The organism is Marinobacter sp. L-80, from assembly GCF_056859395.1.
In genome coordinates this window covers 99404-123720 of the sequence record NZ_JBSXOI010000077.1, presented here as the reverse complement: position 1 = coordinate 123720, position 24317 = coordinate 99404, and the positions used below count along the sequence as shown (strand labels likewise).

At 57.2% G+C, this 24317-nt stretch carries 23 protein-coding genes; 8 read left to right on the top strand and 15 right to left on the bottom strand.

Features of this window, described 5'->3' with window-relative positions:
- Positions 1–2: 2 nt before the first annotated feature.
- From ccoG to ccoN, 5 genes are all read right to left on the bottom strand, one after another.
- Positions 3–1445: a cytochrome c oxidase accessory protein CcoG gene (ccoG, locus tag AC13E3_RS20130; RefSeq protein WP_008174726.1), complete on the bottom strand. Its 1443-nt coding sequence runs from the start codon at positions 1443–1445 to the stop codon at positions 3–5.
- 130 nt (positions 1446–1575) lie between these two features.
- Positions 1576–2466, bottom strand: coding sequence for a cytochrome-c oxidase, cbb3-type subunit III (gene ccoP, locus AC13E3_RS20125; protein WP_008174728.1), 891 nt, complete (start codon positions 2464–2466; stop codon positions 1576–1578).
- Positions 2463–2648: a CcoQ/FixQ family Cbb3-type cytochrome c oxidase assembly chaperone gene (locus tag AC13E3_RS20120; RefSeq protein WP_008174730.1), complete on the bottom strand. Its 186-nt coding sequence runs from the start codon at positions 2646–2648 to the stop codon at positions 2463–2465. The genes ccoP and AC13E3_RS20120 overlap by 4 nt, the downstream gene beginning before the upstream one ends.
- 3 nt (positions 2649–2651) lie before the next feature.
- Positions 2652–3260 carry a cytochrome-c oxidase, cbb3-type subunit II gene (gene ccoO / locus AC13E3_RS20115; protein WP_092029819.1) on the bottom strand — a complete coding sequence of 203 codons (609 nt, stop codon included), beginning with the start codon at positions 3258–3260 and terminating at the stop codon, positions 2652–2654.
- A gap of 15 nt (positions 3261–3275) precedes the next feature.
- Positions 3276–4706: a cytochrome-c oxidase, cbb3-type subunit I gene (gene ccoN / locus AC13E3_RS20110; protein ID WP_008174734.1), complete on the bottom strand. Its 1431-nt coding sequence runs from the start codon at positions 4704–4706 to the stop codon at positions 3276–3278.
- 220 nt (positions 4707–4926) lie between these two features.
- Here ccoN and AC13E3_RS20105 point away from each other — a divergent pair, with 220 nt between their 5' ends.
- Positions 4927–5568 carry an alpha/beta family hydrolase gene (locus AC13E3_RS20105; RefSeq protein WP_092029817.1) on the top strand — a complete coding sequence of 214 codons (642 nt, stop codon included), beginning with the start codon at positions 4927–4929 and terminating at the stop codon, positions 5566–5568.
- 9 nt (positions 5569–5577) lie between these two features.
- Here the strand turns inward: AC13E3_RS20105 and AC13E3_RS20100 are convergent, their stop codons facing one another.
- Positions 5578–7419 carry a sensor domain-containing diguanylate cyclase gene (locus AC13E3_RS20100; RefSeq protein WP_092029815.1) on the bottom strand — a complete coding sequence of 614 codons (1842 nt, stop codon included), beginning with the start codon at positions 7417–7419 and terminating at the stop codon, positions 5578–5580.
- A 112-nt stretch (positions 7420–7531) separates the two neighbouring features.
- Here AC13E3_RS20100 and rlmM point away from each other — a divergent pair, with 112 nt between their 5' ends.
- Positions 7532–8608 (top strand): 23S rRNA (cytidine(2498)-2'-O)-methyltransferase RlmM, encoded by a 1077-nt coding sequence (gene rlmM, locus AC13E3_RS20095; RefSeq protein ID WP_092029813.1) that lies wholly within the window; start codon positions 7532–7534, stop codon positions 8606–8608.
- On the opposite strand, the gene AC13E3_RS20090 is transcribed toward rlmM, so the two are convergent.
- Entirely contained in the window at positions 8605–8895 is a 291-nt protein-coding gene (locus AC13E3_RS20090) for an antibiotic biosynthesis monooxygenase family protein (protein WP_014577445.1), read from the bottom strand. The genes rlmM and AC13E3_RS20090 overlap by 4 nt on opposite strands.
- 86 nt (positions 8896–8981) lie before the next feature.
- Here AC13E3_RS20090 and tusA point away from each other — a divergent pair, with 86 nt between their 5' ends.
- A complete protein-coding gene (gene tusA, locus AC13E3_RS20085; RefSeq protein WP_482902444.1) occupies positions 8982–9221 on the top strand; it encodes a sulfurtransferase TusA in 240 nt (79 codons plus the stop codon).
- Between the two features lie 8 nt (positions 9222–9229).
- On the opposite strand, the gene dsbD is transcribed toward tusA, so the two are convergent.
- The gene (gene dsbD / locus AC13E3_RS20080) at positions 9230–11098 is read right to left on the bottom strand and encodes a protein-disulfide reductase DsbD (RefSeq protein WP_405420256.1); all 1869 of its coding nucleotides are present in this window, start codon (positions 11096–11098) and stop codon (positions 9230–9232) included.
- A 187-nt stretch (positions 11099–11285) separates the two neighbouring features.
- Between dsbD and AC13E3_RS20075 the strand changes: the two genes are divergently transcribed.
- From AC13E3_RS20075 to pdxB, 3 genes are read left to right on the top strand one after another with little or no spacing between them, the layout of a single operon-like run.
- Positions 11286–11876, top strand: coding sequence for an elongation factor P hydroxylase (locus tag AC13E3_RS20075; protein WP_405420254.1), 591 nt, complete (start codon positions 11286–11288; stop codon positions 11874–11876).
- A complete protein-coding gene (locus tag AC13E3_RS20070) occupies positions 11873–13156 on the top strand; it encodes a DEAD/DEAH box helicase (RefSeq protein WP_482902443.1) in 1284 nt (427 codons plus the stop codon). Before AC13E3_RS20075 ends, AC13E3_RS20070 begins: the two co-directional genes overlap by 4 nt.
- Before the next feature lie 17 nt (positions 13157–13173).
- Positions 13174–14325, top strand: a complete 1152-nt coding sequence (gene pdxB / locus AC13E3_RS20065) for a 4-phosphoerythronate dehydrogenase PdxB (RefSeq protein WP_482902442.1) — start codon at positions 13174–13176, stop codon at positions 14323–14325.
- A 49-nt stretch (positions 14326–14374) separates the two neighbouring features.
- Here pdxB and htpX read toward each other — a convergent pair whose 3' ends face one another.
- From htpX to AC13E3_RS20050, 3 genes are all read right to left on the bottom strand, one after another.
- The gene (htpX, locus tag AC13E3_RS20060; protein ID WP_053112243.1) at positions 14375–15256 is read right to left on the bottom strand and encodes a protease HtpX; all 882 of its coding nucleotides are present in this window, start codon (positions 15254–15256) and stop codon (positions 14375–14377) included.
- A gap of 95 nt (positions 15257–15351) precedes the next feature.
- Positions 15352–15822: a hypothetical protein gene (locus AC13E3_RS20055; protein WP_088557032.1), complete on the bottom strand. Its 471-nt coding sequence runs from the start codon at positions 15820–15822 to the stop codon at positions 15352–15354.
- Positions 15823–15833: 11 nt separating this feature from the next.
- Positions 15834–17048: a pyridoxal phosphate-dependent aminotransferase gene (locus AC13E3_RS20050; protein ID WP_014577437.1), complete on the bottom strand. Its 1215-nt coding sequence runs from the start codon at positions 17046–17048 to the stop codon at positions 15834–15836.
- Positions 17049–17300: 252 nt separating this feature from the next.
- Between AC13E3_RS20050 and AC13E3_RS20045 the strand changes: the two genes are divergently transcribed.
- On the top strand, positions 17301–17792 hold the full coding sequence (locus tag AC13E3_RS20045; protein WP_092029806.1) for a glutathione peroxidase: 492 nt from the start codon (positions 17301–17303) through the stop codon (positions 17790–17792).
- A 9-nt stretch (positions 17793–17801) separates the two neighbouring features.
- Here the strand turns inward: AC13E3_RS20045 and AC13E3_RS20040 are convergent, their stop codons facing one another.
- Complete coding sequence (locus AC13E3_RS20040) at positions 17802–20129, bottom strand: ATP-binding protein (protein WP_273158065.1); 2328 nt, start codon at positions 20127–20129, stop codon at positions 17802–17804.
- Between the two features lie 53 nt (positions 20130–20182).
- Complete coding sequence (locus AC13E3_RS20035; RefSeq protein ID WP_273158067.1) at positions 20183–20950, bottom strand: hypothetical protein; 768 nt, start codon at positions 20948–20950, stop codon at positions 20183–20185.
- A gap of 235 nt (positions 20951–21185) precedes the next feature.
- On the opposite strand from AC13E3_RS20035, the gene AC13E3_RS20030 reads away from it, so the two are divergent.
- A complete protein-coding gene (locus AC13E3_RS20030; protein WP_039882066.1) occupies positions 21186–22196 on the top strand; it encodes a LysR family transcriptional regulator in 1011 nt (336 codons plus the stop codon).
- On the opposite strand, the gene AC13E3_RS20025 is transcribed toward AC13E3_RS20030, so the two are convergent.
- Together AC13E3_RS20025 and AC13E3_RS20020 are read right to left on the bottom strand one after the other, a co-directional pair.
- Complete coding sequence (locus tag AC13E3_RS20025; protein ID WP_062782559.1) at positions 22185–23150, bottom strand: GNAT family N-acetyltransferase; 966 nt, start codon at positions 23148–23150, stop codon at positions 22185–22187. The two genes, AC13E3_RS20030 and AC13E3_RS20025, sit on opposite strands and share 12 nt — an antisense overlap.
- Positions 23151–23155: 5 nt before the next feature.
- Positions 23156–24307 (bottom strand): cupin domain-containing protein, encoded by a 1152-nt coding sequence (locus tag AC13E3_RS20020; RefSeq protein ID WP_008174755.1) that lies wholly within the window; start codon positions 24305–24307, stop codon positions 23156–23158.
- Between the last annotated feature and the right edge of the window lie 10 nt (positions 24308–24317).

Sequence of the window (24317 nt, the reverse complement as noted above, 5' to 3'; positions counted from 1 at the left end):
GATCAGCGCGTTGGACCGACAAATCGGCTTTCAGTTTCAAGGCTCAGCGAAGAATCGGTCTCGGATTGTGCCCTGAACAGGATATCGTTATTGGATTCGGTGATGGATTCCGGCGGCACGTCGACTACGGTCGGCAGTGAGCGGTTTTCACCACTTTCAACGGTTACCGAAGTGTCCGTCAGGATCCGGATCCCCTCCAGGCCAGTCACTGACAGAGTGAAGGTTTGGGGAACTTCGGTCATGTTGGCGATTTTTAGGGTGTAGGAGTTCTCAATCCGCCCCTCGCCATTGAAACTGTAAAGAGCACCGCGATCCCGAAGAGCATCCATCTGGGCTGGCACACGGGTGGCGATGGTGAAGATAATCGCGGCAATCATCAGTGACAGCACCGCGCCATAACCGAAGGTTCTTGGTCGCAGGAGTTTGGAGGTCTTGCCTTCAAGTTCATTCTCCGTGGTGTAACGGATCAGCCCCCTCGGGTAATTCATCTTGTCCATGATCTCGTCACAGGCATCAATGCACAGCGCACAGCCGATACATTCGTACTGAAGGCCGTCCCGGATATCAATGCCCGTAGGACATACCTGAACACACTGGCCGCAGTCGATACAGTCGCCCAGACCGGCCTCGGCCGGATCCACGCCTTTTTTGCGGCCGCCCCTGGGCTCGCCACGATTCGGATCGTAGGAAACCACGCGAGTGTTGGGGTCAAACATCACCGACTGGAAGCGGGCATAGGGGCACATGTAAAGACACACCTGCTCTCGCATCCAGCCGGCGTTGAGGTAGGTGGCAACGGTGAAGAAGCCGACCCAGAAATAGGCCCAGCCGTTGGCCTGCAGGGTGAACAGATCCGCGATCAGCTCGCGAATCGGATAGAAATAGCCGACAAATGTCAGCCCGGTAGCCAGTGCGATCAGAAACCAGACCGTATGCTTGGCGGATTTTTTCGCGACTTTGTTTGCCGAGCTGGGCGCCTTGTCCAGTTTCATGCGCTTGTTGCGGCTGCCTTCAATGCGCTCTTCAACCCACATGAAGATGAAGGTCCAGACGGTCTGGGGGCAGGTGTAGCCACACCAGACCCTGCCAAACAGCGTGGTAATGAAAAACAGGCCAAAGGCACAGATAATCAGCATCCCCGAGAGCAGGATGAAATCTTTCGGGTAAAAGGTGGCCCCGTATAAATGGAACTCACGGGCGGGAAGGTCAAAATGAATGAGTGGTTGCCCGTCCAGGGTGAACCACACAAACGCAAAGTACATGCCCATCAGCAGCGTCAGGCTGACATTCCGGATGCGTTGGAAGAAGCCTTTGACTTCCTTGACGTAAATCTTCTTACGGCTGGCGTATAGCTCGACGGTTCCGGATTTATTGTTGTTGTCGGAGGGGTCAGAGGACGGGTCAGAGGACGGGTCAACCTGTTTGACCGGGATCTCACTGCTCATCGTTACCTCCAGGGAAATGGTAATGCGGGGCAACAGGCCGTTAGGCTGCTGATCTTTTCAAGCCTGTGCCCGCGGCGCAGGCACAGGGTTGAAAAGACCGGGCCGGGGCTCTTCACCCCGGCCGGCTGACTCAGTTCGAGAGGCTGTAGACGTAAGCCGCGAGAATCTGAATCTGATCGTCTGAAAGCAGACGATCCTGTGCAGGCATCTGGTTCTGGCGGCCGTGCACGACGGTCTCCCTGATCCACTCGTAGGTTGAACCATAGAGCCAGGTGTTGTCCGTCAGGTTGGGGGCGCCCATGGCCTCCATGCCTTTGCCCTCGGGGCCATGACAGGCCACACAGGCCTGAGCGTAAACCTGTTCGCCGGCTTTGGCAGCTTCGGCGTCTTTTTCCCGACCGCTGAAGCTCAGAACATAGTTCACAACCTGATCCACCTGCTCGTTGGTCATGCCGGGCATGGTGCCCTTGGCCGGCATATTACCCATACGGCCATTGTGCAAGGTTTCCAGGATTGCTTCCGGTGTTCCGCCCCACAGCCAATCGTCGTCGGTCAGGTTGGGGAAGCCAACCTGGCCACGAGCGGCAGAGCCGTGGCAAACCGCACAGTTGTTGGCGAACAGACGCTGGCCGATTTTCATGGCATCGCTGTTCTCGGCCAGTTCGGGAACCGGAGTCTCACCGTACTGGGCGTATATCGGGCCGTATTTTTCCTCGGCCTCGGCGACCTCTGCTTCCCACTGATTAGTGGAAGTCCAGCCAAGCAGACCCTTATAGTTGCCCAGTCCCGGGTAGAGGGCCAGGTAACCGAGGGCGAAAACACAAGTGGCCAGGAACAGGTAAAACCACCACTTTGGCAGTGGGTTATCGTATTCCTCAATGCCATCAAAGGAATGGCCCATGGTGCGGTCGGTTTCGGTATCGGTTGTCTGGCTCTTGCGGGTTGCCCAAAGCAGCCACCAGCAGCCGAACACGGTACCGAGCACGATCACACTGATCCAGATGCTCCAAAAGGTACTCATTCTTTTTTCTCCGTTTTTTCCTGTTCGAGCGTACGCTTTTCCACGTCGTCATCGTCGAAGGGCAGGTGAGCTGCCTCGTCGTTGGCCTTCCTGCGGTGGGCGCTGTAGGCCCACCAGACGATTCCCAGGAAAACCGCCATTACCAGAAGTGTGTGAATGCCGCGTAACTCATTAATATCCATGGTTCACCGTCTGTCTGAAATCACAGTACCCAGCTGTTGCAGGTACGCGACCAGCGCTTCGATTTCGAATTTACCTTCCACCTGAGCGGCTGCTTCGGCAATCTGCTCGTCGGTGTAGGGCACGCCCAGAGTCTGAAGTGTCTCCAGCTTGGCAGCGGTCTTGCTGTGGTCGACCTTGTCTTCAAACAGCCAGGGGAATGCCGGCATGTTGGATTCAGGCACTACGCTGCGCGGGTCGTACAGATGCTGGCGCTGCCAGGCATCGGAGTAGCGTCCGCCAACACGGGCCAGATCCGGACCGGTGCGCTTGGAGCCCCACAGGAACGGGCGGTCATAAACAAACTCGCCCGCAACGGAGTAGTGGCCATACCGCTCGGTTTCCGCCCGGAACGGGCGGATCTGTTGGGTATGGCACACATGGCAGCCTTCGCGGATGTAGATGTCCCGGCCTTCCAGTTCGAGCGCTGACAGGGGCTCAAGCCCCTCTACCGGCTCGTTAACGTCTTTCTGGAAAAACAGAGGCACTACTTCGGCCAGAAAGCCGCCACTGATGGTCAGGATGATCAGTACGATCATCAGACCAATATTTTTTTCGACAATTTCGTGTTTCATCTGATCTCTCTCCCGTTACGCCGGCTGAGTTGCCGCGTTATCTTGCGCAACCGCATCTTTCTGACGCACGGTCATGTACACGTTGTAAGCCATGATCAGCATGCCTGACAGGAAGATGACGCCGCCGAGGAACCGGACGAAGTAGCCAGCGTAGGATGCCTCAAGAGATTCAACGAAGCTGTAGGTCAGCGTGCCGTCTTCGTTAACCGCACGCCACATCAGGCCCTGCATGATGCCGTTAACCCACATTGCAACGATGTACAGTACGGTGCCCACAGTGGCGAGCCAGAAGTGCACGTTGATCATCGCTGTGCTGTACATGCCCTGGAGTCCCCAAAGCTTCGGTACCAGGTGATAAACCGCGCCGATACTGATCATGGCTACCCAGCCCAGAGCACCGGAGTGAACGTGGCCGATGGTCCAGTCAGTGTTGTGGGAGAGTGCGTTCACGGTCTTGATGGACATCATCGGACCTTCGAAGGTGGACATGCCGTAGAACGACAGGGAAACCACCAGGAAGCGCAGAATCGGGTCAGTGCGCAGTTTGTGCCATGCGCCTGACAGAGTCATCATGCCGTTGATCATGCCACCCCAAGAAGGTGCGAGCAGAATCAGGGACATCACCATGCCGGCTGTCTGTGCCCAGTCCGGCAGGGCGGAGTAGTGCAGGTGGTGGCCGCCGGCCCATACATAGGTTGCGATCAGGGCCCAGAAGTGAACGATCGACAGGCGATAGGAGTAGACCGGACGATTGGCCTGCTTGGGAACGAAGTAGTACATCATGCCCAGGAAACCTGCGGTCAGGAAGAAGCCTACTGCGTTATGTCCATACCACCACTGCATCATGGCGTCGGTAACGCCCGCATAGGCAGAGTAGGACTTGAACGCACCGGCTGGCAGCGCCATGTTATTCCCGATATGAAGCACTGCAACGGTCAGGATAAAGGCGCCATAGAACCAGTTAGCCACATAGATATGCGGTGTGGCCCGTTTCATGATGGTTCCGAAGAACACCAGAGCGTACGTCACCCAGACGACCGCAATGGCGATATCGATCGGCCACTCCAGTTCGGCGTATTCCTTTGAAGTGGTAAGGCCCAATGGCAGGGTAATGGCTGCCGCGACAATGATCGCCGTCCAGCCCCAGAAAGTGAACGCAGCCAGGCTATCCGAAATCAGTCGAGCCTGGCACGTGCGCTGAACGACATAATAGGAGGTAGCAAACAGGGCACTTCCACCAAAGCCGAAAATAACGGCGTTGGTATGCAGCGGCCGGAGACGGCCGAAGTGGGTAAAGGGCAGGTCGAGGTTGAGGGACGGCCAGACCAGCTGTGCTGCAATCAGCACACCCAGCGCCATACCTACAATACCCCATACCACTGTCATGATGGCGAATTGTCTCACCACCTTGTAGTTGTATGTCAGGTTTGCATTTACTGTGCTCATAGCCTTACCAATGGGTTTAAAGTGGGGAAATATGCGGGCGCAAGTATGGAGAAACGATTAGCTGTTTGCAATGACTCAGGTCAAGTCCTGACATCCGTCAAATGCGCCGAAATCAGCAACATGGCTTCCTTTTCAGTGCCGTTATTGGAGTTGTTTCAGCTAAGGGAATGTGTGTTGCCTGAGTGCAATGATAGTCGCTTAACTGGATGAGGTGAATTCTGTGGAGTTGATTAAGACCAAAGGCTATGGGAATGAGCCGAAAGTTGTACTGATTTTGGCCCACGGCGCGGGTGCGCCGGCCGATTCGACCTTCATGGAGGAGCTTTCGGCAGCGCTGGAGCAAGAGGGCATTGAGACAGTACGTTTTGAGTTCCCGTATATGCAGAAAAGGCGTCTGGATGGAAAGAAGCGACCGCCCGACAGAGAGCACGTGTTGCTGGACTGCTTTACCCGGGTGGTTGATCAGGTGCGATCAGATTGCGGAACTGGCAGCAGGGTACTGGTGGGTGGCAAATCCATGGGTGGACGCATGGCAAGCATCCTGGCGAGCCGTCGCGAGGGTATTGATGGTGTCGCCTGCTTTGGTTATCCCTTCCATCCGCCCGGTAAGCCCGACCGCTGGCGTACCGCGCACTTCCAGAATGTGAGCTGCCCTATGCTGGTGCTTCAGGGGACAAGGGATCCATTCGGGAAACCGTCCGAGATGGCTGGCCATGAGCAGGAGTTGGAGGGAATCCGTTTGCACTGGCTGGAAGGGGGTAATCATGATTTCCAGCCGCTGAAAAGCCAACCACAGACCCAAGCGGAGCTGATCGTGGTGGCTGCCCGGGAAACCCGGATCTTTGTGGACGAGCGGCTTTGAGCCTCATCTCTACTGCACCCCGACAGCCTCAGAGAGCTCAGCGCGGTTGCGGCCCCTGCTTTTTGCACGGTACAGGGCCTCATCGGCCCGTTCGAACAGTTGGTTCTGGGTCTCTCCGGAGACGAGTGACGCGATACCTGCGCTGAGGGTTATTCTCACTTTGTTGCCGTCTGGGGAGAGCAGTGGCGTCCTGGCGATGTCTTGCAGCAATGCAGAACAGACATTCAAAGCTCCATTTGCATCGGTTCCGGGCAGCAGTAACGCAAACTCCTCACCACCGAATCGGATGGCAACATCCCGGGGACGTTTCACGTGCCGGGTCAGCATTTCGGCGATGAACTGAAGGCAGCTGTCCCCAAAGCCATGGCCCCAGGTGTCGTTAATGTTCTTGAAATGGTCGGCATCGACCAGCGCCAGGGTCAGTGGCTGGGACGTGCGCCGCGCTTCGGCGCACAATTCCGGGAATATGTTGTTCAGGTGCCTTCGATTGTAAAGGCCGGTCAGGGCGTCGTTCAGGCTCAATGTCGATAGCTTGCGGTTGGCCTTTTCCAGTTCCCGCATGGTGTTCCGCAGCTGCGCGGTTCGTTCATGCACCTTGAATTCCAGTTCTGTCCTCGCATTATGTTCCACGTCCAGAAGCTTCTGGTTCAGCAGGCGCCACCTCTGCACCATCGCATAGTTCAGCAGGATCACCTGTCCTCCCACTGCGGATTGCATCAGCGCCTCCCGTGCAAGAAAGTCATGCAGATAGCCAAAAGCCGCCAGGGCATAGATCAGGCCACCAACGAGCATGATCAGCCAGGCCAGCAGATACCACATAGCCGGCTGATACCCCTGTTTCCAACGAACCGCTGCGATGATGAACAGGCTTGAAATAACCGTCAGTGCAAGAACGGTATTGAGCAGAATGGTTTTGTTGTAGGGCAGTATCAGTGTTAGTGCCAGGAAGCCAATGCAGAACCAGGCCTGCCCTTTGAGGACTGTTTCCGAGATGGTTCCGCGGTCTACTTCCAGGAAGGACCGGCCGAAAAGGATCATGGCCAGGGCGCAAAGGGACAAAGACAAGGGGATGGATGTATTGGCAAAGCCCGGGTTGTCTGGCCAGAAGTACTGGTTCGCGAAGCCGCCCATGGCGAACAGAAAGAGTCCGAGTGCTGCCAGGTAAAACGCGTTGTAGAAGTAATAGCCGGTCCCGGAGCTGAAAAACAGCAGCAGGTTGAAGACCGCAAAGACCAGGAGCGCGCCGTAGAATAGCCCGTGGGTCAGTGTCAGATGATTACTGCGGGCAATGACTTCTGCCAGGGTTTCAAAGCTGAGCGGCACGTTCAGAGCGCCATTGCTGTGGATTCGGATCGTCAGGGACCGGGTTTCACCGCCATCCAGTGTGACGGGAAGCAGAAAGTACCGGTAGTCTACCGCCCTGGACCCGAAAGGCCGTTGATCTCCGGTAACCAGTGTCTCTGTAGTATCATTCCCCGTCTGCCAGAATGTGACTTCGTCCAGCAGCGGGTAGTTGAGTTTCAGATACCAGGCGGCCCGCTCAGCGCCGGAGTTCCTGACGTGCAGGTGTACCCAGTAAACGGATTTGGTGTGGCTGAATACCAGGTCCCGGCCGTTTGCAGGGGTCCAATTGATATTTCGGGGGAGTTGGTCCGGATTCCTTGCTTCATGTCCGGGCGCGCCCGGCGGCGCACTGTAATAGCAAACGTATTGCATCAGGGAAGCGCGGGCAGCAGTATCGGTGGCCTCGAGGACAGGGCAGTCCGACGCCATCGAACCCGTGTCTGGCAGCGCCAGGGCAGGGGCCAGCAAAAGGCAGAGAATGGCAATCAAACGCAAAACGGACGACATTCATGGCTTCCCGCGGTTATCAGAGCGGGAAGTGTAGCCAGAGAAGACAATCTAAGCTGTTAAACAGTTTCAACTTTTACGGGTTGGTCTCCGACCCTGATTCAGGAAATGCATGGAACAGATTCTTGTGTTTTGCCGGCCAGGCTTTGAAACCGAAGCCGGCCGTGAAATGACCGACTCAGCCTCGGAGCGAGGTATTTTCGGGTATTTCGAGCCCCTGAAAGACCAGGGGCTGGTGCGCTTCTACCCGGCAGTTCCGGAAACTGCCGATGATGTGATGGCTCGTCTACCTCTTGAGGAGCTGGTCTTCGTCCGTGACTGGATTGTCGTTCTCGGGCAATTCAGACTGCCAGAGACCGACAGAGTCGGTGCCGTTATCGAGGGAATCCGTGGACTTGGGCGCGGTTTTCCGGGTTGTGCGCGGCTGGAAGTCCGGTTACCGGAAAACAACGCGGATGGAGACCTTGGAAACTTTGCCCGAAAGTGGGTGTCGCCGCTCTCCCGAGGTTTGCGAGGAGCCGGCCTCCTGAAGGCTGACCAGAATGCTCCTGCGCCGGCGCGTCTCGAGGTTTTCCTCCCCGATTTTACGTCGGCGGTCGTCGGTTTCAGTCTGGCGGATAACCGGGCACGTTACGTTGGTGGCATCCCGCGCCTGCGGCTGCCGGCATCAGCGCCCAGTCGTTCTGCCCTCAAGCTCGAAGAGGCCTGGAAGGTGTTTCTGCCTCCGGAACAGGAGCTGGACTACCTTGGTGGTGGCAAGAAGGCCGCGGATCTTGGGGCCGCTCCGGGCGGATGGACCTGGCAGCTTGTGCGTCAGGGGATGATGGTAACCGCAGTGGACAACGGCCCAATGAACCCTGAATTGATGGCCTCTGGACAGGTGGAGCATGTTGAGGCGGATGGTTATGGTTGGCGGCCAAGGCGCGGCATCGACTGGATGGTCTGCGACATTGTGGATCAGCCCCGGAAAACGGCAAAATTGGCTGTGACCTGGCTAGGTGACGGCCTTTGCCGTTACACGGTTTTCAATCTGAAGCTGCCTATGAAAAAGCGCTATGACGAGTGGCTGATTTGCCGGGACATTCTCGTTGATGGCTTGAAAGAGGCGGGCATCGGTTTTCGCCTTAAAGCCCGCCACCTTTACCATGACAGGGAAGAAATAACCTGTTTCATCGAGCGGACGGGTTAAAAGGCGCTTTGCTCCAGCACTGTAATGTGCTCTTCTTCGTCCATCATGGGGATAAGCTCCAGCATGAGTTCACGGCGCTCATCGGAGTGAAACCATCGATCCCAGTCTGCTTCGGAGCGCCAGTTCGCCAGTGTTATCCGGTGATTGGGGTCGTGGCTGTCGAGCAGGGTTTCGCCAGAAATGAAACCGGGGGCACTGACAGCCTGCTGCAGAACCTTGCGCGACCGTTCTTCGTAGGCTGTTTCAAGGGTTTCGGCAATATGGCGTTCGATCAGAACCCGGATCATGAGAAACCTCCAAGTGGTTTAACTGTTATAAACAATAATTTAGCAGGTTTTTACGAAAAATCAGGTTCATTGACAGGAGACGACGTGTGACCGCAACTGACTACGACCTTGAGCTGGACGCCCGGGGCCTTTTCTGCCCGGAACCGGTCATGATGCTGCATAACCGTATTAACGATGTTCAACCCGGTGGCGTGTTGCGGGTTGTGGCCACCGACCCCTCTACCACCCGGGATATCCCGCGTTTCTGCCAGTTTCTCGGCCACGAACTCGTCCATCAGGCCGAATCCGACGATCTGTTCATCTACCTGATACGCAGGGGGGAGTAGCCCCTCTGCTATACCTCCGAGTCCAGTTTCTGGAGGTGGCCGAGGAATTCCTCCCGATCCATTTCTCCGAGCACCCTGTGCTGGGGCAGCTCCTGGCCGTTACCGCGATAGAACAGAATAGCCGGGGGGCCGAAGAGGCCGAGTTCGTCCAGCATTGCCTGCTGTTCAGGGGTGTTGTCGGTCATATCGATCTGCAGCAGGGTGTAGGGGCTAAGCGCCTGGATTACATCCGGCTTGCTGAAAACATTGCGTTCCATAACCTTGCAGGAGATGCACCAGTCGGCGTAGAAGTCCAGCAGAACGGGCCGTCCCTGTTCGCGGGCCTGTTGGAGCATCGCCTCGATTTCACCGGGCTGTTTCACGCGCACAAAATCCGCGTGCTGGACACCGGCATTGCCGGCCCCGCCGAATGACGCGGAGGCGACTGTAAAGGGCGCTAGAGGTTTCAGCGGGTCATTGGCCCCGGCCACAGCACCGGCAAGCAGAGCCAGGCCATAGGCGAAAAGAACCAGCCCCAGCCCCTTCCGGGTCCGTTCCCAGCCGGCCCTGGCAGTATCAAAGGCGCCAAGCTGCACGCCGGTTATGGCGATAAGAAGGCCCCAGAGCGTCAGTGCCAGCCAGCCAGGTACCAGTCGCTCCACCAGCCAGATCGCCACGGCCAGCAGCATCACACCATAGAAGTGCTTCACTGCGGTCATCCAGTGGCCGGTAGTCGGCAGCAATTTTCGCCCCCCGACCGCCACAAGAATCAGCGGAATGCCCATGCCAAGGCCGAGCGCAAACAGCGCCACCCCGCCGATCACGGCGTCCTGGGTTGTGGAGATATACAGCAGGCTGCCGGCCAGAGGCGCCGAGACACAGGGCGAGACGATCAGGGCCGACAGGGCGCCGATGCCGAATATGCTGAATACCCGGCTGCCGGTGAGCCGGTGACTGGCATCATTGAGGGGCTCACGAATGAAGCGTGGCAGCTGGATCTCGAAGAGATCGAACATGGACAGGGCAAAGACGACGAACAGCAGGGCAAAGACGCTCAAAACCCAGGGAGATTGCAGTTGTGCCTGCAAATTAAAGCTGGCTCCGAGCAGACCCGTCAGCACGCCGGCCGCTGCATAGGTCAGTGCCATGCCCAGAACATAGCTACCCGACAGGAGCAGGGCATGGCTGGTTGTCCGGGTGTTCCTGCCAGAAACCAGCGATGAAATAATCGGAACCATCGGCAGTACGCAGGGGGTGAAGGTTAACCCCAGCCCCAGCAGCAGAAACACGCCTGCAATGACGAGCGTCGATTGCTGTGCAAGAAAGCCTGCAAGTCCGGTGGCGGTTTCAGTGTCCACGGGTGCGCTGCCGCCCCCCGAAAAACCCGCTGCTGAAGCTGTTGGCGAGCCGGAGCCACCGCTACCCTGATAGAAAAGTACATCCCGGGTCTGGGGCGGGTAGCACAGCCCCGCCTTTGCGCAGCCCTGATAGGTTACCTGCAGTTCTGCCTCCCGGACGCCGGCTGGAAGCGAGATCGGAACACGGGCTTCAATCGGATCAAAAAAGACCGTGGTCTTGCCGAAGAATTCGTCTTCGGTCACCGTTCCCGGCGCCGAAAACGCGGGTTCCCCAAGTCCGACATCGGGATTGGTGGCGGTAATGCTGACACGTTCGCGATAAAGATAGTGTCCGGGTGTGATATCCCAGGTGAGAACCACCGTGTCTGCGTCGGTGGTGAAACTGAAGGGCAGAGCTTCGTCGACCGGGAGGAAATCATTACCCTGGCCGCCAAACAGGGAACTCCCGTTGCCGCCGAGGGCCCAGGCAGAAGGGGAGGCCAAAAGCATCAGGGCGAGTGCCAGGAACAGGTTCAACGGATTCACCCATTGGCATTTCATCTTCTTTACTGCAGCGAAAGCCATCATTGATTGTAAGATTTCCCGGTTAGTGTCTGTTTGATCAGAGTCTCTAAAAGTCGGATTGTTACAGCATTACAGCCGCCGGTTCACGCCAGCAGTGGACACGAGGGGATGGGCAAAGTTCCCTCTGGTATTGGGGGCGGTAAAGTCGCACAATAGCCACCCAATGAATCACAGTCCAAATGATCTTATCATGCTGTTTAATGACCAGTTCCGGGAAGCATACCGGACAGTTCTGGTCAAAGGCAGCGATGAACCTGAATACTTGCCTGCGAGCGGGCCGGAAGGTCTCGCACAGGTCGTCTTTGCTCATGGTTATTATGCCAGCGCTTTGCATGAAATAAGCCACTGGTGTATTGCTGGTGAGTACCGGCGCACACTTCACGACTATGCTTACTGGTACTGTCCGGATGGCCGTACACTGCAGCAGCAACAGGCTTTCGAGCAGGTTGAGGTCAAGCCCCAGGCCATTGAATGGTTGTTTGCGGTGGCTGCAGGTTTCCGTTTTCACATCAGCGTGGATAACCTCTCGGGAGCTGGCGCCGCCAATGAAGAGCGGTTCCGTCACAATGTGCGGATCCAGGCGGGCGAGTATCTGGACCGGGGGTTGCCGCCCCGGGCACAGGCGTTTTTCGATACGCTGGCAACATTTTACGGTACCGGAGAAATCCTTGAAGAGCGCTGGCAAGAAGATGCCCGGCGCATCGCTCCGTTATATTCTGAATCAGGACATTCCAGGAAAACTGAGACTCTATGACATCTGACCCAAAACACACCGGCGACCTGAGATTCAGCGATCTGAACCTCGACAAGCGCTTGCTGGATGCCATCACGGCTATCGGTTTTGAATATTGCACACCCATCCAGGCGGAAACACTGCCCTGGACGCTGGCCTGTGAGGATCTGATTGGCCAGGCCCAGACCGGCACCGGAAAAACCGCAGCGTTTCTGATTACGGCGATTCAAAGCCTTCTGGAGACGCCGATTCCCGAAACAGACCGGTTTGCGTCAGAGCCGCGGGTGCTGGCCCTGGCACCGACACGTGAGTTGGCCATGCAGATCGCCAAGGACGCAGAGCAGTTGTGCCAGCATACCGGCCATAATGTGGTGACGGTTGTGGGCGGCATGAACTATGACAAGCAGCGGGACCAGTTGCAGAACGAGATCGTCGATATTCTCGTGGCGACTCCGGGGCGCCTGATCGATTTTCTCGGCTCCCAGGACGTATTTCTGGACCAGCTCGACATCCTGATTCTTGATGAAGCTGATCGTATGCTGGACATGGGCTTCATTCCGGACGTGAAGCGCATTATCCGCAAGTGCACACCCAAGGATGAGCGCCAGACACTCCTGTTCAGCGCCACCTTCAACCAGGACGTGCTGAATCTTGCCTCCATGTGGACGAGTAATGCAGAGTTCGTGGAGATAGAACCGGAACAGAAAACGGCGGAACGGGTTGAGCAGACGGTGTACCTGGTGGGCGACGATGAAAAACTTCCGGTGCTGGTCAATTTTCTCAAGCGTCCGGAAGTGGAAAAGGCGCTGGTGTTTGCCAACCGCCGGGATCAGTGCCGTGACCTGGAAGAGGATCTGCGGAACCAGGGAGTCAAGGTGGCCCTGATGTCCGGTGAGATCGCCCAGAACAAACGCCTCAAAACCCTGGACCAGTTCAAAAAGGGCAGCATCCAGGTGCTGGTTGCCACCGATGTGGCCGGCCGTGGCATTCACGTGAACGGCGTGACCCATGTGTTCAACTACAATCTACCGGATAATGCCGAAGATTATGTGCACCGTATCGGGCGTACTGGCAGGGCTGGCAAGCATGGCGTTTCCATCAGTTTTGCCGGTGAGGACGATTCGTTCGCGCTTCCCGCCATCGAAACCTACATCAGCCAGAAGCTGAAGACTGCCGTGCCCGATGAAGCGCTCATGGCGCCGATGGACAATCCGCCAATTACCCGCAAGCGCGGTCGTCGCCCGCAGGGTGGCGGTGGACGTGGTCAGGGTGGGCGCAATCAGCGTCAGCGCAGGAACTGACAGGGCCGAATATCATCATGTTGATCGTAGCAGACGAAAACATTCCCTTACTGGATTCCTTTTTCGGCGATATCGGCGAGATTCGCCGGGTATCCGGCCGTTCCATGTCGAACGAGGATGTCCGGGATGCCGATATCGTCCTGGTTCGTTCCGTCACCAGGGTAAATCGTGAGCTCCTGGAGGGCAGTCGGGTTCGGTTTGTTGGCACAACCACCATCGGTACCGACCATGTCGATCTCGACTGGCTCGAGGCCGCGGGTATTCGCTTCTCGGCGGCGCCCGGCTGCAACGCCAACAGTGTTGCCGAGTACGTTTTGTCTGTGCTTTCGCTGCATGCCGAGCGGCGTGGCCTTGCAGACTGGTCCCAACTCAGTGTTGGTATAGTCGGGGTCGGCAATGTCGGTGGCGAACTGGCCCACAAACTGGAACGCCTTGGATTTGATGTGCGCCTCTGTGATCCGCCCAGGGCGGATCGGGAAGAGGACGACCAAGAGTTTGTGTCGCTGGAAGAGGCCATGAAGTGTGATGTGGTGTCCCTGCACACACCTTTGACGCGAGAAGGGGACCATCCCACGCTGCATATGATTGGTCATCGCGAGCTTGAGGCTCTGGGCGCAAATCAGCTCCTTATCAATGCTGGTCGTGGAGAAGTCATCGACTCGTCAGCATTGCTGGCCCGGCTTGACCAGGGTAACGCGCCGACCGTGGCGCTGGATGTCTGGGAACAGGAGCCGAGGATTCACCCCGAACTGGTTGACCGGGTCTGGCTGGCGACACCGCACATCGCCGGATACAGCCTCGAAGGCAAGGTTCAGGGGACGGAAATGATCTACCAGGCGCTTAGCCAGTTTCTGGGCTTGCCGGTTCGCAAAAAAGCCGGCCAGTTTTTACCCGAGCCGGCGCTCAGCAAGATTTCCTTTACCAGCTCGGCCGACGAAGACGATGCCATCCGCATTGCGCTGAGGGCTTGCTATGACCCTCGTCCCGACGATGCCCGGCTGCGGAATGCCATGACTGGATCCGTTGAAGAGCGAGGTGCGGCTTTTGACAGGCTCCGTCGTGATTACCCGGTCCGTCGGGAGTGTTCCAGTCTCAAGATTCAGCTCAAGGGCACCAGCAAATCGCTGCAGGACAGTTTCCGGGCCATTGGGTTCAAGTTGAAAATCTGAACGAGTCTCACCTGTACAACAAAAAACGGGGCCCTCGGGCCCCGTTTTTTTACAGCTTGGCGTGCTGCAATGCCTGTATCCGGTCTTCCAGGGGCGGATGAGTCATAAACAGGGCGCTCAGGCCGCCCCGGGCTCCGCGATTGATGCCGAATGCCTGGAGCGAATCCGGCATCTGATCCGGCACTTCACTTTCCTGTTTCAGTCTTGCAAGCGCGCTGATCATGGCTGTGCGCCCCGCCAGTTGGGCGCCAGCGATGTCGGCCCGGAATTCCCGCCGGCGGGAGAACCAGAACACGATCGTGCTGGCCAGAATGCCCAGGACAATCTCGGCAACGATGCTGACGGCGAAAAACCCAAGGCCATGCCCACTTTCGTTCTTGAATATCACCCGGTCAACAAACGAACCGATGACCCGGGAGGCGAAGATCACGAACGTGTTCACCACACCCTGAATCAGAGCCAGGGTCACCATGTCGCCATTGGCCACGTGGCCGATTTCGTGGCCCAGAACTGCCCGGATTTCGTCCTTGTTGAAGCGATGCAAAAGGCCCTCGCTGACGGCGACCAGGGCATCGTTCTTGTTCCAACCCGTTGCGAAGGCGTTGGATTGGGACGCCGGGAAAATAGCCACCTCCGGCATTCCGATACCGGCGTTCTTCGCCAACTCGGCTACGGTATCCACCAGCCAGCGCTCGGCAGGTGTTCTCGGGGAATCAATAACCCGGGCCCTGGTGCTCCACTTGGCCATTCGTTTGGATATCAGCAGAGACACGATGGCGCCGGCAAATCCGAAGACCGCCGCGAAGGCCAGCAAAGAGCCATACTGAATACCATTCTGGGCGAGGTAGCTATCCACGCCCAACAGCCGCAGTGTAAAGCTCGCGACAAGGATGACAGCAAGGTTGGTTGCCAGAAACAGCAGAATACGCATGTTGGTGCCCTGATCAGTTCGTCAAAGAAAATAAAGCCGCTATTCAGACCGTTATATGCGGTCGCGGTTCAATCAATCAACGAGCTTACGGTGATTTAATAATTGCCGCGGTCGGCAAAAAAGGTTGCCTGCATGATCTGGCTGATTCGGGCGGAGTTCCCCCCGCGCAGCGCCTTGCGAATCAGGTGGATGTGAGTGGAAAGATCCTCCTGAACGGAAGGGGGCAGATTACCGGCAGCCGTTTCCTCGGGGATTCCGAATTCGCTGGTCAGAGTCTCTGGCGCCGGCGCGCTCAGGCGGATAAAGGCGTCTCTGGTCAGAACCGCCTGGTCCAGAGCTTCCTGGCGGATGGTGTCGACGTACCGGAGCAGACCTTCCTCTGCGAGCCAGAGCAGGGCGCCGAAACAGGCCATGTGTCGCTTGCTGTGCAGGCCAAATTCGTCCGGCTCATCCGGGCCGGCAATGTCCTCGACAAACAGGTTGATGCGCCTGGGAAAGGCACCATACAACTGCACCAGGGCAATGGCCGCATCCTTGTAGAATTCCTCGACGTGAATATCCGCCATGGTTTTCCCCGTTATTGCTGGTATTGGCCAAGGAAATTGCCGAGCCGGCCCATGGCATCCTCGAGGGTATCTTCCCTGGGCAGGAACACGACTCTCAGGTGCTGCCTGTCATCGATATTGAAGGCCGACCCCTGCACCAGGAGGATCTTCTCCTGCAACAGCAGGTCCAGAACCAGTTTCTCGTCGTTCACGATAGGGAAGTGCTTGGGATCCAGTTTCGGAAACAGGTAAAGCGCACCCTGGGGTTTGACGCAGCTTACGCCCGGAATGTCGTTAAGCATGCGCCAGGCGGTTTCCCTTTGCTCGTAGAGCCGCCCGCCTGGTGCCACCAGATCGTTGATGGACTGGTAGCCTCCCAGGGCTGTCTGAATGGCCAGTTGGGCCGGAACGTTGGCACACAAGCGCATATTCGAGAGCATGTCGATGCCTTCGATCAGATCTTTCGCCCGGTGTTTTGCTCCACTGACGATCATCCAGCCCGAGCGGTAACCCGCTGCCCGGTAATTCTTGGACAGGCCGTTATAGGTAAAGAACAGCACGTCGTCGGCCAGCGAGGCGGTCGAGATGTGCTGGGTACCGTCATAGAGGATCTTGTCGTAGATCTCGTCCGACAGAATAATCAGGTTGTGCTTGCGGGCCAGTTCGATGACCTGCTCGAGAAGCTCCTTTGAATACACTGCCCCGGTCGGGTTGTTGGGGTTGATCAGAACAATGGCACGGGTCCGCCGGGTGATCTTCTTGCGGATATCGTCAATATCCGGAAACCAGTCCTGCTGTTCGTCGCAGCGATAGTGCACGGGCTTGCCGCTGGAAAGTGTGACGGCTGCGGTCCACAAGGGGTAGTCGGGGGCCGGGATCAGGACTTCGTCGCCGGTATTCAACATGGCCTGCATCGTCATAACGATCAACTCGCTGACGCCGTTGCCCAGGAAAATATCGTCGATATCGACCTTGTCGATACCCCGCTGCTGGCAGTAGTGCATGACCGCCTTGCGGGCGGAGAACAACCCCTTCGACTCCACATAGCCCTGGGCCTGGTGCATGTTGTAGATGACGTCCTGCTGGATTTCTTCCGGGACATCCAGTTCGAACGCTGCAGGGTTGCCAATATTAAGCTTGAGTACCCGGTGACCCTCTTCCTCAAGCCGGCGTGCCTCCCGCAGAACCACGCCACGGATTTCATAACACACGTTATCCAGCTTGGCGGATTTGTAGTAGTTCTGCATAAGACCCGGACGTCCTTCTTTTGAGATCGAAAAATGGCACCTGCCAATACGAGAGGCCTTTATTCTAGCGGAGCGAGGCCCGGCGGCAACAGGGGAATTATGATGAATTGTGTCGTGTTAAGGCAGATTTAGCACACAAACCTGAACCGGTTTTTAAAAATGATCGCCGTAGAGCCTGCATTGCCATGGTTTTTTGGTCTGTGTTGTGAACAATGGAGTCACGACGAACACAAACATCGAAGGGAGAGCTTCATGGCAGGCGAGACGGTCTACGATTTTACGGTAAGGGATATCAAGGGTAATGAACAAAGCATGGCGGAGTACCGGGGCAAGGTGCTCCTGATAGTGAACACCGCGAGTAAATGTGGTTTCACACCGCAATTCGAAGGCCTGCAGTCCCTGCACAACGAATTGGGGAGCAAGGGGTTTGAGGTTCTGGGTTTTCCCTGCAACCAGTTCCTTAATCAGGACCCGGGCGACGAGGATGCAATTAGCCAGTTCTGCAGTCTCAACTACGGGGTCGACTTCCCCATGTTTTCCAAGGTCGAAGTCAACGGTGATGGCGCCCACCCACTGTTTCGCTTTCTCAAGCATGAAGCCAAGGGACTGATGGGGTCTGAAAAGGTCAAGTGGAACTTCACCAAGTTCCTGGTAGCTCCTGATGGCAAGGTAGTCCGTCGCTATCCGCCTACAACCAAGCCGGAGGATATTCGGGCCGACATCGAGAAACTGTTACCGGCCTGAAGGTCGCGGTCAAATCGCGGGGCGCCAGCGGTCGATGACCGTCCTGAGCTCTTCGCGCTTGTACGGCTTGGTAATGTAGTCGTTCATGCCTGAGGCGAGGCAGTCCTCGCGGTCGCCCTGCATCACATTTGCGGTAACAGCGATGATCGGCAGGTCTTTCCATTCGGGGTTTTGCCGAATCCTCTGTGTTGCTTCGTAGCCGTCCATAACCGGCATCTGGCAATCCATCAGTACCAGGTCATAGTGGTTGTTTTCCAATGCCTGTATGGCCTTGAGGCCGTTCTCTGCGTGATCTGTGCGATGGCCGAGTTTCTTGAGCAGGCTGACGGCCACCATCTGGTTGACCTGATTGTCCTCCACCAGAAGGATTTTCAGGGAAGCCTCCGTGCCGGTTTGCTCATCGTCTTCCACGGCGGTAGCCGTTTGTTCCTCGCTGTTCAGCAGCCCCGCGGCCAGAAGCAGGCAACGTAGCAATTCATCCCGTCGCAATGGCAACGAGAGCAGCTGTTGCTGCCCCAGTGCAGGGGGCAGGGTGCCGAAAGAGTCCACCAGTACGACGCCGGCGCCTTGCCAGTTGTCTGCGAATGCCAGGGTTTCTTCGTCTCCGGCGTTGGCAAGTGCAAGTAGAATTCCATCAGGGTGTCTGCTCGCGCCGCGTATCGGGATGCCCCATTTGCGAAGTTGGGCTTCGATCGCAGACCGGTGTGGGTTGTCCGGTGGTATGGCCATCGCTATGCCAATGTCCTTGAGGCGGGAATCCACGCGGGGCAGATCATAATCTTCGCTGGCTCCATGAACCGGCAGGGGCAGGGTGACGGTGAAGTGTGTGCCGCTGCCCTCCCGGGAGTCCACCAGAATCTGGCCATGCATGCGTTCGACAAGTTGACGGCAGAGCGTCAGGCCGAGCCCGGTGCCCCCATAAAGCCGCGTGGTCTCTGCATCAGCCTGGGAGAAGGGTGAGAAAATCCGGTGCAGGCCCTCAGTAGACATACCGATCCCGGTATCCACGACATCGATTCTCAGGCTACCCCCGGAGTAGGCTGCCTTTAATTTCACGCTGCCTTCGTCCGTGAATTTGATGGCATTGCTCAGGAGGTTGTTGAGCACCTGGCGTACCCGTGTCGGGTCTCCCAGGAAGTCTTCAGGCAGATCCGGATCGATTTCGGTGACCAGGTGAATACGCTTGCGCCGCGCCTGTTGGGCATGGAGTGTCGCGCACTCTTCGATCAGGTGCCGAACACTGAAGGGGATGTTTTCCAGACTGAGTTTCCCGGCCTCTACTTTCGAGATGTCCAGTATGTCGTTAAGCAGCCCGAGCAGGCTTTCACCGGCGTTCAGAGCAATTTCTATCCTGTTGCGCTGGGCAGAATCCAACTCGCTCTCGAGTGCCAGGCCGAGCATCCCGAGAACTCCATTGAGCGGAGTCCGGATCTCATGGCTCATGCTGGCCAGGAAATTGGCCCTTGCCCGCGCCCGGCGAACTGCATCTTCCTTGGCTTTGACCAGGGCGCGATTACCGCGCTGCAAAGCATCGTTCTTTTCGGAGATCTCCCGGGTCCGGTCCGCCACCTCCTGCTCAAGCTGGGTGGAGTAGTTTTTCATGGCACTCTCGGCGTGCCGGAGTTGTGCAAGGCTGGAATCGATGGTTTCCAGGTGCTGGTTGATGATACCAACCATGGTCCCGATCTCGTCTTCCCGATGGTTTGCCGGGATCGGAAGCCTGACCTTTTCCGGAGAGGTAGCCCGCACCTGGCTCAGTGCGCTGATCACATTGAGCATGGGACGGGTCAGCACAAAATAGAAAATGGCAAGGAGAGCTGCAGACAGGATCAGGCTTTTCAGTAGCCCGCTGATCAGCGTGTATCCGGCTCGTTGGAGGAAGAGCGCCCCATAGTGATAGGTGTCAATGGTGACGATCAGATGCCCAAGTGGCAGATCCTCAAGTTGCGGAACCCGGAGCTCCTGTCGAAATACGCGATCCGGCCCGAACAGCAGATCGCTGACCCAGCGATAGGGCGAGACCGGGCTGCTCTTGCTGGATGCTGCCATGGTCTCGTCGTCATTATCGGTAATCCGGGCATCAATGGTCGCGGGATGGCGAAGCAGGCCGTCGAGCAACTCTTCCGCCAGGCGGACGTCGATGTTGTAGGCAATCTGGGAGGCCGGGCTGTTGCTGATATCGATCAGCGCATGGATTTCCTTCTCCATGGAATCCTTCGCGCTAAAGTAGTCCAGGGTAATCTGGACCACATTCAGCACCAGCCCGAGGGCCATGGCAACGAGGACCGTGTCTCGAGTCAGTCTATAGGAAAGCCGTTGTTTGAAGCCGTTGCTCACGGGTTTGCACTGTCCCTGTTGACGGGCCTCTCACAGCGACCCGTTCGGTACCTTCAGTCGTCGTAATCGGCCTTTTTCTTCCACTCATCGTCGTGGAGAAAAGTATCCCACTCTCGGTCCAGTTTGGACTCTCCCTGCGGGCTTTCCTTACCCTCTGCACTCATGGCCTCAAGTTCCTGAATGCGCGTCCGGAAGCTCTTCACTGCTTTCATGGCAAGTGGATTGTCGCGGGATTTACCCATTTCGGTACTGGCCAGGTGATAGGCATGAATGGCCTTCCGGATCTGGTTCTGGCGAACATAGTCCCGGGCCTGAAACACATGAAGATCCGCGTGGGTCTTGTGGACAAGGAAGAGCACATACTTGAGGTTTTTCTTGGCGGTGGCCGAATCAATCCGCCCGCTCTTGTGCATGGCTTCAATCATCTTGAACAGATTCTGAAGCAATTCCTTGACGTAATTCGACTTTTCCGCGGAATCAATCTTGACTGGCGTGGTGGTGTCGCGCTTTTCAACGATCTGTGTTTTCAGTTCTGCAGCGGACTTCTGCCATTCCTTGACCGGCAGGTTCGACTTCAGGCCGGCCAACTCCGTGCAAGCTTCTTCCATGCGTTTAATCAGGAGCAGTTTCAGATCGGCTGTCAGGTATTGGCCTGGAATTTCGGTCAGCAGGCGATTGGCCCTTTTATAGGCGTCTTCCTGAGCGGTAATCTTGCGCGCCCGTTCAATGCGGGCGCGTTCCCGCATCTGACTGAGCACAATAATGACAATCGAGACGGTCACGATGGCCGCCAGCAAAAGGACGATCGTAGTGGTATCCATTTTGTCAGTAACGACTCCGGCTTCAGGATCAAATGATGGCGGGTGTACAAACCGGCCTCAAAACACCGATATTATTCAGCAAGTATCCGAAAGACTAGCAGAAATACCGCTCCAGATCCGTTTTCAAATGTGAAAGATCGTGTTGCTGATTGATTACGTGAATCCTCGCTATCATGTATATTGCTCTCGTGAATGAGCCTCGCTTTTCCTGTTGTTCTGGTGTTCCGGAGTTTTTGTGGATATTTCCCGTGTTGATCTGAACCTGCTCGTGTACCTGGATGTGTTGCTGCGCGAGCGGAATGTGACCAAGGCAGCGAACCACCTGGGTATTACCCAGCCTGCCATGAGCAATGGTTTGAAGCGGTTGCGGGATCTGTTCAGTGATCCGCTCCTGGTGCGAACCAGTGAGGGTATGACGGCCACGGAGCGCGCGCGTGAATTACAACCGCTGGTGCGTGGAATCCTGTCGGATATTGAGCAGGCCGTGCAAGATAAGACACCGTTTTCGGCTCTTGAAAGCCAGCGCGTGTTCCGGATTATGGCCAGTGATTATGCCGAATCCTGCCTGATGCCCCGGGTTCTGAGGCGGATCCGTCAGGAAGCCCCGCACGTCACCCTGGATGTGCTCACGCCCAGTGACGTCAGCTTCCTGGATGTCGAGCAGGGGCGGTTGGATATGGCGATCAACCGGTTCGACAAGATCCCCCAGTCTTTCCATCAGAAGACCCTCTGGACCGAGTATTTTGCCTGCCTGATGAACGCCCGTAACCCGGTATTGAAGGAGCCCTTCACCCTGGACACCTATCTGGACGCCAGCCATATCTGGGTCAGCAAGACCGGGTTTGGTGTTGGTGTTGGTGTAAACCCAAAGGATGTCCAGCGACTGGGCTGGGTTGATGAGGCGCTGTCGAGAATGGGGCGCAAGCGACAGATTTCCGTTTTCACCCGTCACTATCAGGTTGCGATGCTGCTGGCCGAGCAGCATGACCTGATTGCCACGCTGCCATCCCGGGCAGCCTGGCTGCAGAAAGACAACCCGAATCTTGTGGTCAAGGTGCCTCCGTTCGAGATTCCACCGTTCGAGCTGAAAATGGCCTGGAGCCCTCTGTTGCAGCACAACGCGGATCATCAATGGCTGCGCAAACTGATTGCTGAGGTGGCTACGGAGGTGGATACCGAGTTTGCTCCGTTCGGGGCCAGGTTCGAAGCGCCGGACGCGCCCCAGGCCCATCACTCAGAGCGGTAGTTCCCGAAGCTCCAGGGAAGGGCGGGCTGCATCCCACATGCGCTGGAAGTTTTCCGACAAGAGCTTTACGCGGCCGCCGTCCGAGAACTTGGCGAAACCCTCTGGCTTGTAGAAATCATGTCGGTACACCACGCCTTCACGGTCCGCAATAATGAAGGGCTGGTCCTCAACCGGGTAGTCCTCGTTGACCAGTCGAAGTTCCATGCGGCTCGGCAGCCGGCGCATCAGTTCGACCAGTGTGTGTCGACGTTTCACCAGCGGCTTGTCGTCATGGATCAGCAACCTGACTTCGCTGAGCCGGTGCCGACGGGCCAGGGCGGAGATCAGCTCCCGGAAACGATGCCGATCATACAGATCGTGTTCGAGCAGGCGGTCATACAGCCAGATGCGCTGGCCGGCCTGGCCAACCACCGAATCCATTAGCCCCAGTAGCCTGGCCTCGGTATCAAACAGCCAGGAGTCTGTGTCGCTGCCCAGAATCATCGGCCGGTCCCGGGAGCCAAGGCCCTCGGCCGCGAGTCCCGGTGCCAGGCTACGCATGTCAAAGTGGGGAATGCCGGCGTCGTCGTAAACGCCCGAACAGACGTGGAAGCCTGACCGTTGATAAAAAGGAATGGCGTGCTCCTGGGCAGACAACCTGAGCTCGGCAAAACGGTCAGCCGATTCTGCGATCAGGTGCCGGAGCAACGCTTCCCCGATACCCTGTCCGCGGTATTGGGGCAGGATCGCCATGCGACCGATGTGGCCGGTCTCTTCAAGGGTGGAAAACAGTCGTGCCACGCCTGCCGGGGTATTGTCTGGCAGCACTGCCAGATAGTGATCGGCAATTTCGTCGGTTTCATCCCACTCCAGCTCCGGCGGGACTTTCTGTTCCTCAATAAACACCTGCTGGCGGATATCGCGGATGGATGCCGGGGCCAGTTGCCAGCTGTATTTGCGAAACCGGATGCTCATAAAGCTTATTCGAAGTAAATCGAGCCTTGATTGTAGAGGGTGGTCAGAAGTCCAAGCAATGCTTCGTCTTCGGAGAGCCGGGCGAGGGTCGGCATATCGACGCGGGCCCCCGAGCAAAGAAGCGGAGCAAACGGCTGGGCATCGCCCTTGAGCAGGAACTGCTCGCCGTCCACAAACAGGGCGGTTTCGCTGGCAAACTCGTAGTAGGCGAAACGGGAGCCTTCGTTCCACCGCAGCTGCTCGCCCGCGTGTATTGCTTCGGCGACGTCTCCGGTGGACGCTGGCTCCTCCGCGGGCACGACAATATCCATGCTCTTGGGCGCCGTTGAGAACTGGCCAAACCAGAGGGCCAGTTGCCGGCGGTCCTCAAGCTTTTCCCGGATAACGGTCTCGAGGCGGTCAACAACGTCCGGCTGAATCGTGCCCGGATTGTCCTGTATTTTCAGATCCGGATCGTTCAGGTGATCTGAGGCGTCGGACTGGCTGCAGAGGAAATCGGTAAATCCGGTCAGAATGTCATCCACGGTGGGTGCACGGAAGCCAACCGACAGCGTGATACAGTCATCCTCGGCCACTCCATGGTGGCCAATACCCGGCGGCAGATACAGCATGTCACCGGGTGCCAGAGTAACGGTTTCTTCGCCATCCCAGCTGCTCAGAATGCGCAGCGGAGTGCCCTCCACGCGGGGAGAGGTATGATCACAATGGCCTCCAAACGTCCACCGGCGGTGGCCCTGGGCCTGGAGGAGGAATACATCATACTGGTCGTAATGGGGACCAACGCTGCCGCCTTTCGGGGCAAAACTGGCCATAATGTCATCCAGGCGCCAATTGGGGATGAAGCGGAAGTGTTCCAGCAAATCTGCAATATCGGGCACCCAGTGGTCCAGCCCCTGCACCAGGAGCGTCCAGTCCTGTTCGGGCAGGCTGCTGAACCGGTCCGGCGAAAAGGGGCCGTTGTGGAGCTGCCAGGGCTTGCCATCGTCATTTTCGATCACAATCCGGGACTCCACGCCCTCCTCACAGGCCAGGCCGGCCAGTTCATCAGCGCTGACCGGGCACTGGAAATCGGGAAACGCCTGACGGATAACCAGCGGCTTTTTCTGCCAATAGTCCCGCAGAAATTCAGAGGGTGTGAGTCCGCCAAGCATGTCCATGGGTGTTACT